General features: G+C 34.7%; 16 protein-coding genes. 5 read left to right on the top strand and 11 right to left on the bottom strand.

The genetic code is table 11. The features are described from left to right. Positions 1-42: 42 nt before the first annotated feature. From ACQY44_RS05820 to ACQY44_RS05775, 10 genes are all read right to left on the bottom strand, one after another. On the bottom strand, positions 43-345 hold the full coding sequence (locus ACQY44_RS05820) for a hypothetical protein (protein WP_428229453.1): 303 nt from the start codon (positions 343-345) through the stop codon (positions 43-45). 413 nt (positions 346-758) lie between these two features. Beyond that, on the bottom strand, positions 759-986 hold the full coding sequence (locus tag ACQY44_RS05815; RefSeq protein WP_428229452.1) for a hypothetical protein: 228 nt from the start codon (positions 984-986) through the stop codon (positions 759-761). Between the two features lie 110 nt (positions 987-1096). Further along, positions 1097-2455: a S41 family peptidase gene (locus tag ACQY44_RS05810; protein WP_428229451.1), complete on the bottom strand. Its 1359-nt coding sequence runs from the start codon at positions 2453-2455 to the stop codon at positions 1097-1099. Between the two features lie 69 nt (positions 2456-2524). Then, positions 2525-3313: a hypothetical protein gene (locus ACQY44_RS05805; RefSeq protein ID WP_428229450.1), complete on the bottom strand. Its 789-nt coding sequence runs from the start codon at positions 3311-3313 to the stop codon at positions 2525-2527. Positions 3314-3372: 59 nt separating this feature from the next. Further along, a complete protein-coding gene (locus ACQY44_RS05800; RefSeq protein ID WP_428229449.1) occupies positions 3373-4224 on the bottom strand; it encodes a T9SS type A sorting domain-containing protein in 852 nt (283 codons plus the stop codon). A 65-nt stretch (positions 4225-4289) separates the two neighbouring features. Continuing rightward, on the bottom strand, positions 4290-4622 hold the full coding sequence (locus ACQY44_RS05795) for a hypothetical protein (RefSeq protein WP_428229448.1): 333 nt from the start codon (positions 4620-4622) through the stop codon (positions 4290-4292). Between the two features lie 29 nt (positions 4623-4651). Next, on the bottom strand, positions 4652-5593 hold the full coding sequence (locus ACQY44_RS05790; RefSeq protein ID WP_428229447.1) for a hypothetical protein: 942 nt from the start codon (positions 5591-5593) through the stop codon (positions 4652-4654). A 433-nt stretch (positions 5594-6026) separates the two neighbouring features. Beyond that, entirely contained in the window at positions 6027-9269 is a 3243-nt protein-coding gene (locus ACQY44_RS05785) for a TonB-dependent receptor domain-containing protein (protein WP_428229446.1), read from the bottom strand. Between the two features lie 142 nt (positions 9270-9411). Beyond that, a complete protein-coding gene (locus ACQY44_RS05780) occupies positions 9412-10260 on the bottom strand; it encodes a FecR family protein (protein ID WP_428229445.1) in 849 nt (282 codons plus the stop codon). A 224-nt stretch (positions 10261-10484) separates the two neighbouring features. Then, entirely contained in the window at positions 10485-11063 is a 579-nt protein-coding gene (locus ACQY44_RS05775) for an RNA polymerase sigma factor (RefSeq protein ID WP_428229444.1), read from the bottom strand. A gap of 292 nt (positions 11064-11355) precedes the next feature. Between ACQY44_RS05775 and ACQY44_RS05770 the strand changes: the two genes are divergently transcribed. The 5 genes from ACQY44_RS05770 (at position 11356) to ACQY44_RS05750 (ending at position 14991) form a co-directional block, all read left to right on the top strand. Continuing rightward, complete coding sequence (locus ACQY44_RS05770; RefSeq protein WP_428229443.1) at positions 11356-11745, top strand: hypothetical protein; 390 nt, start codon at positions 11356-11358, stop codon at positions 11743-11745. A 175-nt stretch (positions 11746-11920) separates the two neighbouring features. Next, the gene (locus ACQY44_RS05765; RefSeq protein ID WP_428229442.1) at positions 11921-12235 is read left to right on the top strand and encodes a hypothetical protein; all 315 of its coding nucleotides are present in this window, start codon (positions 11921-11923) and stop codon (positions 12233-12235) included. A gap of 4 nt (positions 12236-12239) precedes the next feature. Continuing rightward, positions 12240-12740, top strand: a complete 501-nt coding sequence (locus tag ACQY44_RS05760) for a DUF2231 domain-containing protein (protein ID WP_428229441.1) — start codon at positions 12240-12242, stop codon at positions 12738-12740. Between the two features lie 37 nt (positions 12741-12777). Continuing rightward, positions 12778-13656, top strand: a complete 879-nt coding sequence (locus tag ACQY44_RS05755) for a cation diffusion facilitator family transporter (RefSeq protein WP_428229440.1) — start codon at positions 12778-12780, stop codon at positions 13654-13656. 780 nt (positions 13657-14436) lie between these two features. Continuing rightward, positions 14437-14991: a phage tail protein gene (locus ACQY44_RS05750; protein WP_428229439.1), complete on the top strand. Its 555-nt coding sequence runs from the start codon at positions 14437-14439 to the stop codon at positions 14989-14991. Here ACQY44_RS05750 and ACQY44_RS05745 read toward each other — a convergent pair. Then, the gene (locus tag ACQY44_RS05745) at positions 14988-16004 is read right to left on the bottom strand and encodes a hypothetical protein (RefSeq protein WP_428229438.1); all 1017 of its coding nucleotides are present in this window, start codon (positions 16002-16004) and stop codon (positions 14988-14990) included. The genes ACQY44_RS05750 and ACQY44_RS05745 overlap by 4 nt on opposite strands. Positions 16005-16079 lie beyond the last annotated feature (75 nt).

The following is a 16079-nucleotide window of genomic DNA, read 5'->3' as shown; positions in this document are numbered from 1 at the left end:
ATCAATATGTCTTAACCACAGTAAAAATTTTAGAAAATTAAATTATGCTACAGGAGGTCTGAATACTGAAAATAAGGCAGGATTAGAATGTAAATTGGCTTTATACGGAATAATAACAGACTCCGAAAAGGCAATATTGAGCGGAATAGAAAATAAAGGTTTATCCGCAGGAACAAAAACGAGCTGAAAAGAGGCGCTCGAAATATGCTTAAAAGGTAGTTGCATATCACGATCTGTATCATTATCATTTTGGTCTTCTCCCCAATAATGCATTTCCAGAAAATCAATAAAACTTACAGCCTGCCTTTGCTGGTGTTCCTTATAATGCTCAAGCAATATTGGCAATTTATAAAATTGCTGAAAAAACCCAATATTGGATACGATTAGAAAAATGAATATGTAGATAATGACTTTTCGCACATTACAAATTTAGTCGATGTGCCAAAATAATCCCTTACCTTAAGCAAGATCTAAGGAAGTTTTATCATTTTGCAGCAATAAGCAAATAGAAATTTAACTTATGCTATTAATAGTTATAAAATATTGAAGTCTTATTAATTTGTAAATATATTTTAACCCTAATAATAACACAATATCGTCTTTTGTATTCTTAATTCTTCTACTAAATAAAGAGATTTCGACTATACCTGCCAATTTAGAATATTTTCAAAAAGTTGCTAAAAGAGGTGTATGATTGTTTTAGTTTTTTGTAAGATGATGACGAAATCATTTTATCGGCAGGCAAGAGAATCGTTATTTTAGCGTAGCAGCATATTTTCTTTTTGCATTTTTGTAGTTAGCATTCTTATTCTTTTATGAAGAACACTTCTTGTCGATTTTTTCTTGAGTTCATAATCTTTGGTGCATTTTTCCAATTCTGCGAGTAATAGCTTAAATCTGGTATATAAAACAGCCAGTTCCTCCATATCGTGCTGTATTTTACCATCTGCTTCTAAAACGGGTAAATTGCCGGCAATTGCAGACATATATTCATATTTATGAAATACATCTAACAAATTGCGATGTTCTCTATTATTGATTCCTTGCATAATAACAGTTCTCAAATATCGTATAAAAATTAAATTGAAGCCAGAATTTATGGTGTAATACGCAGCAAAGGATCTGCATCTGTAGGAATAACAGATAATGGCAACGATTGTGTTGTTGCCGTTTTTGTTTTGCCTGTATTTCCGGAAATGGTATTTAGTGCTGTCTGTAATAAAATTTCTGAACGATCGCCAAGAGCAAATAGCTCAGGTCCCTGAACTTCATTTGTATAAATAGTTGGATGTATTCCTTTACTATATTCGCCCTCATGTCTTGAATTGAACAATTTATAGATAGCCGGATACAATATCCAGCCTTTTGTTCCTGCAATTCGGTCGTCTTCTATAGGAAAACCTGCTACATCTTTACCAAAGGTTTTTTCTCCAATGGTAATGATGTTTATGTAGGGCTTGAGATTATTTATAATAAGTTCTGAGGCAGATGCGGTACGATTTCCGCACAATATATATACTTTGTTTATAGCCGGATGAACACTTTGTAAAGCCTCAAAGGTTATTTTGGTTTCATTGCTTTGTAAGGATTGCAAAAAGGACTGATCTACATGGCCTCCGTTTGTATTTCCTTCAAATTTTATAAAGAGATCACCGGATCGGATATTAGGTGCCAGAATAATACTTAATGCAGTTGCTGAGGCAATATCTCCTCCTCCGTTGTATCTTAAATCCAAAACTAATTCTGTGATGGATTTGCTTTTTAATTCCTGAAAAATTTGCTGAAACAATTGTGCCTGCCCAACATCGAAATGCGGAATCTCGACATACCCTATTTTGGTGTTTTTGTCTTCGATGATACGATACGGAATGGGCTGTGAAAAAGTATATCCCTGTACTATTGAAATTTCTTTTGAAGCTGAAAAACCGTATTGCGCCGTATAAGAGGTTATTTCGAGTTTTAACTGGGCTGAAGCAATCATCTTTTGATACAATTGGTCATAATTGGCCTGATTCAATATGGTACCGTCTATTTTGGTAATGAGCTGGCCTCTTTGCAGTCCGTTATTTTTTGCAGGTGAATCTGCGAGGACATACAATATTGCGCCATAAATTTTTCCGTCAAATTCAAAAAATGACACGTCAAATCCAAATTTTCGCCTCAGGCTTTGTGGTGCTGTTTCCGGTAATGCAGGATGTAATGCATACGAATAAATGTCTTCTTTTTGCAATAATCCTGCAAAGTATTCTTTTGGATTAACCGATAAATCTTTCTGATCCGGCATTGTTGCACTCCAGCGATAATATTTTTTCATTTGCTGGTAGATCCAGTCGTTAACATACTCATTAGAGCCCTCTTTATAAGCAGGAACAGAAGGCTCATCCTGCGAACATGAAAAAATAAAAATCACCAAAAAAAATAATGGCAAAATGAAAGCTGAAGGACATTTCTTCATTTTATAGGTTTGAAATTTATAAGTACCGGTTTTAACTTTATCTCTAAAACAAAAAGGGAAATGATCTGATTATTTAAAAACGAAATAGTCTGTTAAATTCAGTGTTCCGTCTACTCCTGAAAAAATTCCGTTGCCATCCCGTTTTTCTTCTAGTACGATTAATTTGGATTTATTTATTGACATGGTCATATTCACTGTTATTTTCTTGCCCGGAACATACGATTCTGTTGTGCCGTGTTTTACAAGCTCCATTATAATAGTCGGAGGCGAACTAAACGGAAATTCAATAAATGCGCTATATTGATCTTTGTTTATATTTTCTACTACTCCCAGAACCTGACCATTAATTTTACGGATAATTCCGTCGAGTTTTCCGTCGTAACCTGTTTTGGAATATAAGTTCAGTGTTGGAAAAATAAATTTATATCCGTTGTAACCCGGCAAACTTAAAACCCCGGTTTTTAAGGTGTGAACCTTGTCTAACCATATATTTTCTTTTGTGTAGAACGAAAGTGTATCCTTGGTTTTCTTTGCACTAAAATGGTAGCTTCGCAATAATTCTTTTGTCGTCTTGTTGGTAAATTGAAAAACTTTTTCCTCGTTTCCGTGATAGACAAATTCGTACTCTTTTTCTACCTTTTTTACAAAAGCGGTTCGTTTTTCTTTTCCAATTTCTACTGGTTTACCGTTTACGGTTATTTGTATCGAATCGTTTAAGGCGCTGTATCCTATGATGACCACTTTTCCGGGCTGATCTTTTTCATTTCCGTATAAGGGCGTAAGTTCATCGTTGGCACAAGATCCAAAAAGGGTTATTAGAGTGGCGAAAATTAATGTTCTTGTCAATATATGCTTCATATTCATTTGTTTGTATTGCTATAAACGGTTGATGGGAAAATGGTAGATTTTCACGATCATTATTTTTTAATAAATTTTAATTTCCCTGAAATTGTGTCATCAGATACGACAAGAAAATAGGTGCCTTGGGCTAATTCTCCAACACTCAAATTTTCTTTTTTATAAGGAGCTTCCTTTACCAATAATCCGGTGCTATTGTAAATTTTTAAAGTGGTTTCTTCACTTTGAAATTGTTCTCCTAATTCTAATTGCAAATATTCACTAACCGGATTCTGATTCAGTTTGCAAACTTTTGATGCTAACTCCACATCATCCAGTCCTAACAAGGCTTCGGCACTTACAGAAATCTTATCAATTTCGTATCCGATAAAACCACTTGAAAGGTTATTTCCTAATGCTATATATACGGCTGTTTTACCTGAAAACTGCGAGATATCTACAGTATAATCTTCAAATTCAGGATCGTCTGTTGTGGTTCTTTCTAAAGTAACTTTGGTAATAAGTGTAAAAGATGCCGGATCCGGTGATGTAGATCCGTATATGGATAAATCCTCATTAGTGTCGTAAATACTCGGCTGTGCATTTAAAATCAACGAAACTTTACCGGAATAAAAAGATAAATCGATTACGGGTGATATTGCCAGATTATCTTCTAAAGTTTCTAAAGGTGACCCATCTGATAAATTGATGTTGTATGTTCCTAAAACATCAATCGTCCCCCCTACAATGGCGGAATTTTCGTCTAGTTTGATATTTTTTCTGGCCATCCAGTTACTTCCGTTTCCATCTCTGTCTAACAGCGTCCAGTCTGAAGCATCAGCATCGTCAAAATCATCTTCCCAAACTGTAAATTGAGCAGATGATACACTTGAAACCATAATCAATAATAATAAAAGTAGCTTTTTTTTCATTTTTTATATTTTTAAAAACATGGGCAGAATGTTCTGCCCATGTCCAATTTTAATAATTAACCGAATTAAAAATTTGTAAACTTGGTCCAGCTGTTTGTCCAGTTAGCTTCAGTTTTAAATGCACCTGTAGCACCTGTGAAATTTAAAGCACCATTGTTAAAGAATGGTTGACTAAGTGACCAGCTTGTAGCAGGGTTTACTGTTGAGGTAGCATTACCAATACCTCCTAAAACAGTTCCTGCAGGTAAAAGCGGGTTATCGAATCCGTGGATTGATATTCTTGTCCACACAGATCCTGAAGGTACAGAAGGAGATTCCCATCTGATTCCTGTTTTGTACCCTGTTACAGTTGCATCAGTAAGTGATATTTTTACCGGCTCTGCGCACGTGGATTGCATTTTCGTATAAAGCAGCTACTGTTGTAGAGCTAACTCCAATGATTGATAATTGAGAAAATAACCGGTCTAGTAATAAGTGTCGTTATTGTTCCTCCTGCATTGTTATCTAATTCGATACCGTTTGAATCAGGATTTCCGCCACTTAAACTGTGAGTAGAGTTACTGTCAGCGATAGCAATAGCTTTTGTGATTGTTCCTGTGTAACCAAGATCAAAATCGAAGTTATCATCATCCGGAGCAAATGACACTAAATGGCTTGCATTTACAGTACCTCCAAAAAATTCAAACGAATCATCTCTTCCGTAAGATACCTGAACGTGATCGATTGTTGTTCCGCTACCTACACCACCTAATGTTAATCCGTTGATTTCGATATCCGTATCTAAAATACGTCCTGCGTACTCGATACGTACATAATTTAAAGCTCCTGCATTATGAGCATTGTTTGTACCTCCATAATAGAATTCAGCAAAATTAGCCTGATCGTCTAATCCTTCTACAATGTTTGTAGTTAACCCATTGTTTACTTCAGCATCTCCTAATAAAACAACACCTCCAAAATCTCCGGGAGCTGCTACAGTATTAGCGTTGCCATCTAATAAGTTATAACTTGTAAAAACAACCGGTGCAGCTGCAGTTCCCTGAGCATCTATCTGACCTGATTTTGTAATAACAAGTACCCCTGTTGCTACGCCCGGAGCCAAAGCTTTTGCCTTGATGTAAGTTCCTGCCTGAATAGTAAGTTTAGCACCATTTTTTACAGTTATTACACCGTCAATTTCCCAAACTTTATCGCTTGTCCATGTAGTATTGGTTGTAATAGCACCGCTTACCGTTTGAACTGTTGCAGGATACCCTGTGTAATCAGCACCTGAAGCTTTCATTGAAAAAGAAGAATCTGCAGAAGAATCATCATTTTGGCAAGAGCTCACTAATAGAGCTACCATTGCGAATAGAAAAAAATTTTTCATAATAATTTAATTATTGCTATATTTGCCGCTATTACAAACTAGGCCTTTGGAGAGAGCAGCAAAATATCTTTCCTCAGGTCTTTCTCTTTTTTGGTAAAGATTTTTTTTATAAACGATCCCGCTTTACCATCGGGGTTTATACCTAGACCTATCCTTCACTCTTAGGTTTTTTTTATCGCAGTGAGAGATTTACTTTCCATTCTTTTAAAATTTATACCTGAAAACTCGTTTTCTGCTTCAATTGTAAAAGACCATCCTGAAGTATTTTTTTTCTGAATTTTTTGTTTCATGCACTAAACAAAAAAGAAATCTAATACTTACAACTATCTATATTAGCTTTTGAAAACTCAAAATATCATCCCTGTTTTTATTGTTAACGGTTTCTTAATATTTGAGGTTTACAATACCGGTCAATTGGTTGATTTGCGTTTTATTAAAAGGTATAATTAAGCGATAATGTCGCTGTTCTGCCACTGAATGCCTTAAATACTACCTGATCGATATCTTCATCGTATTTACTTGTAGCATTGGCTCCCAGACTGTAACGGTCTCTTGGGTTAGAACCATAAGGAACTTCTTCTATATGAGAATAACTGTTGGTATTGTTATAGGTCTGAATACCGGCATCAAACAGGTTTTTGACGCTAAACTTTAGCTCGAGATTTTTTTCCTTAAAAAACTTATAACTTACCTGAGCATCGGTTACGGCATATGGCATTCTGATTTCTTCAGATTCGTAAGCATATCCTACCAGAATATACTGATCACCAATGGCGTTATGTCTAAGACTAAAACCAAATCGTTCTCCTACATAATCTAATCCCAGATTATAGGTATAAGGAGATTGTCCGTATAAGGGTCTGTTAGCTTCATATAATCCGCCTGTTCCGTCAAGGTTTACATAAGAAGTTACTTTTGTATCATTAAAAGCGGCGTTTCCGTATATGAATATGTTTTTCAGGGTTTCTCCTTCTCCTAAAAAGGATAAGCTTTTGTAAAATTCCATTTCTACACCCCATAATTTGGCATTATTAGAGTTAAGATTGTAGATATTTCTAATTTTTGATGGTGTATAATTACCAACAGCTTCAATAGGATTATCGATATTTTTATGATAAACACCAAAAGACAGTATTTCTCCGCCTGACGGAAACCATTCCATTTTTAAATCATAATTATTGGCAACACTCGAAACCATTCCGTTTGAATAGTTATAAATTTTTGCAGAGCGGATTGGGTCGTAATAAGGAATACTTAATCGTTCTGAAAATTGCGGACGTAATACTGATTTATTGTATCCTAATCGAATATTCATTTTATTTGTCGGGCTGATAATTAAACTGGCAGAAGGTAAAACCTGCCATTTTTTATCGTCTTTCTGATCAGTTATAAAATCACTCGCAGATTCGGCCTGACTTGCAATCTGGGTATACACATAACTTTCGGCACGGGCACCCCACACGAATCTCAGGAAACGGCTGATTTTATTGTCCAGCATTACATAAGGAGAATGTATTTTTACATCACCCTCGTATTTATTGCCATATCGTCCGTAATTTTCCCAGCCAAAACCGCCATAATAGTAATGGGAACCATCAAGTAATTCTGATATCGGACCATAAATTTCTGCGTTATTTACATTTGCCCCTTGCCCAACTACAACCAATTTATTGGATAACTGCTGGTTGGTTGCTTTTTTATAAGTTCCGAAATAACCTGCTTTTATTGTATTGGTAAAAGTATCACTGAAGCTGAATGGAAAATTTAGGTTAACAGCCCAGTTATAATCATTTTCGTCGTTTTTATAATTATCCCTGCTGAACGGAAATTTACTGCTGCTGTTGTATACCTGATGATAAAGCAGTTCATCATCTCCTACTTTTTTTCGGTATGTATCTATAAAAGTAGCATCTTTGGTATCTTTTGTAACATTGCCGTAAGCTGCATACCAGTCGACCTGCAGTTTGCCAAACTGATGATTTCCTTCGAGTTTACTTTGAATAAAAGTCTGGTAAACCGGATAATTGGTTTCAGAGGTATAAGGAAGTCCGCTGCCGTCTAAAATTTCGGCAATACTCACATTATCTCTCCATCCGGTAATTTGGGTCAGTTGATTGTTATAAATATGCATCGCAGTATTTCGCATGGTAATTTTATGGTTGTCAAACTGAATGGCTGTATTAAACATTCCGCCCAATGTTGAGTTAAACGAGTAATTGGCACCGGAATTTCTAAAACCGAATTTTTCGAATACAGCATATTTTCTTCCTTCCTGTCCTTCCTGACCAAATCTGGAATTACTCATAAAATTTCCTCTCTCCGTATGTTCAATTTCTAGTTTTTCCTGTGTATTCTTAAAAATTACAGAACCTACAAATCCCCATTTATTATTATCTTTTAACTGATATGATCGTCCTAAAGCAAACTGAAGCGTTGTTCCGGGTGCTCCGTAGGTTTTATAGGTAGAAAAATTATCTTGTGTAAATCGTTTTGACTGTTCTATAAATGGTGCAGACTGAGCTTCGCTTGTGGGCACTTCTAATGGTACAAGATTGGTAGGATAATCACGTCTTCCGTCATCGAATCCCAGATAATCATAATCGCCTTCTTGTTTGGTCAGTCTTTCTTTAAATACGCTTCGGCTATTGTAGGATGTACTTACAGAAAGGCTTGTAAAATTCTCTTTAGGGATATCCTTGGTTTTTATTTCTACATATCCTCCGGCAAAATTGGCATACATATCCGGAGTAGCGGTTTTACTCACTACAATACTTTCTACCATTGCTGTCGGGATAATATCAAAAGAAAAATTTTGCTGATAGGCATCTGTACTTGGCAGCGTAATCCCGTCCATTACAGCCTGGTTCCATCGTTCTCCCATAGAACGAACCACAACATATTTATTGTCTATTGTGGTTACACCCGTTATACGTTTAAGAGAACTTGCCACATCTTTATCCGGCGTTCTCGCAATTTGCTCGGCCGAGATACCATCAGAGAATTGTGCCGCTTTTTTTTGCTGCAATAACATTCCCTGAACCGAAGCTGTTGCTTGTTTGTAATTTTGAACAATTACAACTTCATCCAGAGATTGTGCATCTTCTTTCAGCGAAACTACTAATGGGGTTTCCTGGCCTTCATTGACTTTAACAGCAGTAATTTTTTGTGACTGAAAAGAAATAACACTAATCTCAATTGTATATTCACCAGGCTCTAATTCCAGGACATAATTACCGTCTATGTCTGATTGTGTTCCTAAACCCAGCTCAGCTACTTTGATATTCGCGCCAGGTAACGAAAGCCCGTTGATATCTACTACTTTACCTGCTATTTTTCCTTTCTTTTTTTTTTTGCCGGCATCTTTACTATTTACGGCTATATTATTTTCATTTCGTCTGAAATTTAAGTTCGTAAGGTTTTGCAAATCGCTTAAAATTTCATCTATGGAAACATTCTCTTTTTTAAGTGTAACCAGTGGTACGCTTAAATCCAAATCTTTTTGATAAACAAATTGATAGGGTGTACGGGATTTTAAGTTATCTATAATTTTTTGAGGTGACGAGTTTTTAAAATCAACCGATACCGTTCCGGTTTGTGAATAAATCGTGTTTATTCCGAAGAAAAAGCCAAAAAATAGAATCCAAAAGGCAAATTGCCTGGAAAAGTCATTGTTCATAATTGATGATTGTTAGTTTATTTTGAATTTAATTTTATATGATTATTTGGGTTAATATTCTTGAGTAAATTCAGCAGTCTGCCTATGGCTTAATCGAAACTGATTGAGCCATAAGGATATTTCTGAAAATTTTTATACGGTATTATCTACTGACTAAATAAGTATTATTGCCAGTAGACCTGATTTTAATTTCCAGGGCAAAAGCAATCGTTTGAAGCATCTCATACAAACCTTGTCTGGTATCGAGAGTGCCTTGTATGGTCAGTTTTTTTAAATCTTTATTAAGATAATTGACTTCGAACTGATGATCTGATTTTAGTTTGCTTAAAACTTCTTCTAAGGTTAATCCGTCCACATATATTAAAACCTTTTTCCATTCCGGTTCTAAAATCTTTGATTTTTGTTTTTGAAGCAGAGAAGTTTTTGTTCCGTAAACTGCTTTGTATCCTCTCTCAAGCAATACTGTGTTTTGTATACTTTCGACTTGTACTTTGCCGGTTCTCACATTTACTTCCGGTGTATTGTCGTGGTAAGCTTTTATATTGAATGATGTTCCTAAAACAGTGGTTTTTATGGAACCTGATGTAATAATAAATGGTCGGGACGGATCGCGTTTTACTTCAAAAAAAGCTTCTCCTTTTAAGGTTACTGCTCTTTCGCGTTTTAAAAATTTAACCGGATATTTTATTTCAGAATTTTCATTTAGCCATACACGAGTTCCATCTGATAAACATAAAAGGCGTATATCTTTACGGAACGTTTTTGTAGAGACAATTTCAATTTTAGGCTTATTCAACTGGGTAAAAATCTGATAACCGGTAATTGCAAAAATAAATATTACACAAGCCACCGCTGTCCAGTTATAAAAACTTTTATATTTATCAATTGTAACATTGCGTATGTTATTCCACATACGCGACTTAGTACCATCCGGAAGAATTCCCCTGTTAGGTATTGCGTTCCATTCTTCTCTTAATCTTTTAGATCTCATTTACAATTAACATTTAATATTTAAAAAATTATGTCTGAATTTTATCGATTCAACTACATTAGATTTTCAGTCTATTAAATATCACGGGGTAACATTACTATTAACGTTTTCTTAATGTAAAAGAAGATTATGGTTGATCTGATTTTTGGGCAAAATAAGATTTGGCGCCCATGAAAAGTACGAATTAGGATCCAGTATGAAATAATAAAAAAGTAAAGGCAGGATTACGACACTAACTCTGACTGACTTATAAAAAATAAGGCAAACCAATAGAGTTCATGGTTCTTTACAGTATTCTTTTTAAGGAATTGCAATGTCTTCGAAATTTGATTGGCTACAGCACTTTGTGACATATCCATTTCTGCTGCGATTTCTTTATAGCTTCGGTCTTCAAATTTATGAAGGCTGAAAATTTTCCTTCTTTTTGCCGGTATTTTATTTAAGAGATATTCGATTTCTTCCAGCTTTGAGCTAATGTCATCCTCTGTTTCTGATACAATATCAAGCTCTTTTATCAATTGGTCATTTTCTACCGAAAAGATCCTGTTTTGTTTTTTATACCATTTTGAAATTTCCTGTTTTGAACTTTTAAATAAAATGGCTTCTAAGTCTAACCCAGTATCGATCTTTGTTCTGTATTTCCAAAGATGAATAAATACATTTTGGGTTACATCTTCAGCATCTGCAAGCTGAGACGTATATTTTTTGACAAAACAAAATACTTTAAAATGATACAAATCATAGATTTCCTTAAAACTGGAATCATCTCCCGAACGCAAGCTAATTAGCAGATTAGAACTCATAATGTAATTTTAATTTTGTTAAAGAAGACCCTTACAAAAGTATAATAAACCTCTTTTGGTATTCTTAAGAATTGCTCATTTAATAATTTATTAATATTAAAATCGATACTTAAATCTTCAAACTGAAAAAATAAGAAAGGTAAAATCAGACTAAAGATTATTTTATCGCATTTTGTATTTCTTTTTTTCTTCCTGAAAACTCATTTTGAGTTTCATCTTTAACATGGTAATTATATAAATCCTAACAAATGCATCATATAATACTGCAACACTATTTTAGTTATATTTGTGAATGAGCAAATTTTTAATTTACATATTAATACTGCTACTCAATATAAATAATCTTTTTTTTCAGCAACTTATCAAGCTTCCTGTTTTATTTCAGCATTACACGGAACACCAACAAGATGATGAGCAAATTGGAATCTTAGATTTTTTATCCATGCACTATTTTGGTAAGGATATCAAAGACAATGATGACCTGAGAGATAGTGAACTTCCTTTTAAGTCCATAAAATTTCATCATACAATAGCCTTTACATTTGTTATTCCGCAGGAAACTACGGCATTATTTTCAGTACCTTATATACCTATCGAAAAAATGAGTTCGAAGATCAAAAATCTGTATTCAGTCGCTCATCTTAAAACGGTTTTCAGACCACCACTTTCCCTGACTGCTTAATTACTATATAACATATTACTTCTTACTTCTTTATGATTTAGAGAAGTAAAGTCATTGGCTATAGTAGATTATAATTTAAGTACACATTAATTATTTATTATAAGACTTTTACAACTTGCCTGTTGCAGTTGTAAAAGCAATACTTTCTATACATTAATTACTAAATTTTTACATTATGAAAAAAGCAATTGTATTATTCGCATTTATGGCATCGGCTATTTTAACTTCTTGTGGAGAAAACAAGAAAACGGATATTGTTGAATCCGGAACTTATAAAGGTACGGCAGAAGAAGTCGACAAAGACGAAAAGGAAATTTACGTCAGAACTCCTGACAATAAATTACTTGAATTGTATTTTACTGATAAAACTACACTGACCAAAGCAGGAGCTCCGGCCGAATTTGATGCCTTAAAACAAGGTGGTGAGGTTGAAGTTACGGTAGCGAAAAAAGGAAATAAGCTTGAACCAATTTCGGTTACTATTCTGTAATAAAATGAATGAGCTACCATCACTTTGGAGAACCGAACTCTGGCATCCGCTCATGGTTCATTTACCAATTGTAACCCTACTGCTGGCAACAGCAGCAGGGTTATTACAATTTGTAGTAAAATCAACGGCTCATGCCTTATTTTTAAAACAAATCACTTTTGTAATGCTGGTCTTGGGTGTTTTAGGCGGATGGCTGGCTATTTACACAGGGCAGTTGGCCTATAATATTGAAGTAAGGAAAATATGTGATCCTCAACCGCTTCAGAGTCATCAATGGTGGAGTTATGTTTCTGTAATAATTTTTACCTTAACACTATGCATCCAACTTACTCAAAAGTATTTGAATCAAGGTCTGGTGAATTATTTAAGAGTAATTACCGCTATCCTGCTTTTGATGGGAGGCTGTGCTTTACTATACACGGGGCACTTAGGCGCTTCTGTAGTGTATCAGCAAGGCGCAGGAACTTATAAACCTTCTGCTGATTGCCATGAATTCGAAAAGTAATACAACACCAGAATACAAAAGTTATAAAAAATAAACAATGACGAATGAACAAACAGCAGTAAAGGCTACTTATTTTAGTATCATTAGCAATATTATACTTGCTGCAATAAAAGGAACAGCAGGCGTCCTGGGTAATTCTTATGCCTTAATCGCAGATGCCATAGAATCTACCGCAGATATATTTTCTTCTTGTCTGGTTCTTTTTGGAATAAAATATGCCAACAGGCCTGCAGATAAAAACCATCCTTACGGACACGGAAGAGCCGAGCCTTTAGTTACTTTTATGGTAGTGGGTTTTCTGATTATATCTGCTACCATTATAGCTTATGAGAGTATAGCCAATATTGGGACACCACACGAATTGCCAAAATCATGGACACTGATTCTACTAGCTGCATTAATTATATGGAAAGAAGTCTCTTTTAGAATGGTGATGAAAAAAGCGATTGAAACCAATAGTTCTTCCCTAAAAGCAGATGCCTGGCACCATAGAAGTGATGCCATTACATCAGTTGCAGCATTTATCGGAATCTCGATTGCCTTAATTATGGGCAAGGGTTATGAATTTGCAGATGACTGGGCGGCCTTGTTTGCCGCAGGATTTATTTTATACAATAGTTACAAAATCTTCAGGCCTGCTTTGGGTGAGATTATGGATGAATATGTATATGATGATTTAGTGGAAGTAATTAGGATTGAATCTCTGAAAGTAAAAGGGATTCTGGGTACTGAGAAATGTTTTATCCGAAAAGCCGGTATGAAATATCACGTCGATCTCCATGCCATTGTAGACGGTACTATCTCAGTAACAGAAGGACATGATCTTGCACATCAACTACAAGATGCCTTACATCAAAACATACCGGAATTAGGTCATATCCTTATCCATATTGAACCTGACGTATATCGAGAGTAAGAATTCTGTCTGAATAGCAGCAAAGAAGTTATTTTAAAAGTGCCAAATCTAAAACGATTTGGCACTTTTTTTTGAGATGGGAATTTTTAACTATATAAATTTTGTATTCTTTTATCCTGTATGTTTTAAAAATTTAAAATTATAGTCGTAAAACGAATATGCACAGGCTCAAAGAGTTCCTGTTTTACTTACTTCTCCGAAGCAATTCGTTAAAAATAAGAATATCCTTAAAAAAAAGACTGACTTACTGATCGTTATGTCATTTTTTTTTATAAATTTATTCTGTCAAATAAATAAAGCATATCTCTCTACAAGCCTTAAAGACATCCTTCAAACTAAAATTCTCGATAAAGTTCTCAATCTGATTGAAAAATGGGAAGCTTATTCAAACATCATCAATCAAAATTAATGTGACACTAAAAAGTGATTTCATGACAAGAAAAAACCGTTTCATGACATCTTTTTCTTGTCTTGGCCAATAGATCTATACTTTTAAATCATATTGCAAAAACTAAATAACCAGAAGTGAAAAAGTGAGTTGTTACCTGATGGTATTGTGGTCTGGCCATAGTATCTAATGTTGTGGGATTTTCGTTTTTTGATAGTTTTTATTTTAAAATTTATTACAGGTATTAAAAACAGGTATAAATACCTGTACACTAATAGCTTATATAAAATAACTTAGCATTATATTAAAAACTGTCATAACCTGTTTTGTAATACAAATAGGCTGAATACAAAAAATAAACCTAATCATTAACTACTTTAACACTTTAAATTATGGACGAGTTCATTGGAATTGTAAAACTTTTTGCGGGAAATTTTGCGCCTAGAGGCTGGGCTTTTTGTAACGGACAAATATTGTCTATTGCAACAAATCAAGCTTTATTTTCTATTTTGGGAACAACTTATGGAGGTAATGGTCAAACTACTTTTGCATTGCCTAATCTTCAGGGTGCAACAGCTATTGGAGCAGGAACTGGTAGTGGGTCAACCTACGTTCTGGGACAAGCTGCCGGTACACCAAATGTTTCTATTTTAACAAGCAACTTACCTGCGCACGTTCACGCGGGACCTGGTAAAATTTCTGTGAGTGCATCGAATGCCACAGATGCAACACCTGTAGCCGGAGCATCAATAGCTGTTCCCGGATCAATAATATCCAGAGTTTTTACTCCAACATTAGGATATGCAACTGCCACTCCAAGTGTCGATTTAACAAGTAATGTTACCACTGGTCCAACAGGTAGCAATCTTCCTATATCAGTAATGCAGCCCTATGTTGCTTTATCATATATAATTTGCTTAGAAGGTGTTTTTCCTTCAAGAAATTAATTGGTAGCCATCTTTACATCATAAGACCATTTTGGCATATCGCTAAAGTCGTAAATTAATTGAATTTCAGCATATTCCGCAAGACTGTAAATAGAAACTACGCAATAAGGGTTTGTTATATAGGACTCAGCCGTTTTTAATTCGATGTCTTCAAATATCTTGATTTCAGTAAAAATACAAACATCAGGATAATTGCTAAAGTCAGCAGGCAGATTATAGAAGTTGCTTTCCAATTTTAAATCATGCTCTCTGTCAGCAAAAAGTTCTTTGCTTATTGTAAATAATCTATCAACAAATACCTTATGAGGATAGGGCTGCATTTGATTGTAGCCCTTTACCTTATTTTTAGTGCTGAGCGATGGCTCATAATCAAAGAAAGTATATGCGAAATCAATTCTTATCTCTTCCGGAATTAATATTCCATGAGCAGGTAATTGCGAAACAATGTTTCGTGTGATCGCTACTTGTGGTTCACGGGTAAGACCGTAATGCATCGTTTCGGAAATTGCTAAATCTATTGTAAACTCCTGAGGTTTGATATAAGTGACGGCATCAGCTTCTATTAATTGTAATGAATAATCATTAAGGCCTGTAACTGATAAAATTTGACGTACAGATGCTATTGAAGAAATATTGATATCTAATAAAATGGCATTAATTCTATCTTTATTAAACAACGTAAGTAAAGGAAGAATTAATGTTGCATAAGGGCCACAACCTGCATAAAGAACATTGATACTTCTCTCAGGAAAATCGTTACTCAGTTTTATTAAAGCTTTATAAATACCCTTTATAAAATAAATAGTACGCAAATAGTCGTCTACACAGTCTGCGGCACCTGAACTGGATAAAGCAACGCCTCCTTTAACAAAAGTTTCGTTGTTTACATCACGGTCAATTACAGCAATTTTGCTATAAAAACCAGAAAGATTTTGGGCGCATTTTACATGTTCATCAACAGTATTTGACGCAATGATAGATTGAACAATAATCGTAAGTTCTTGTTTATGCATAGTATTCAACTTTAAGTATAGCTTTTGAAGTTAGAAATATAAACTAAAAATAAATGCAAGAATACAAAAATGATA

The organism is Flavobacterium sp., assembly GCF_965277525.1.
Classification (GTDB): domain Bacteria; phylum Bacteroidota; class Bacteroidia; order Flavobacteriales; family Flavobacteriaceae; genus Flavobacterium.
This window is presented reverse-complemented; position numbering and strand designations above follow the sequence as displayed.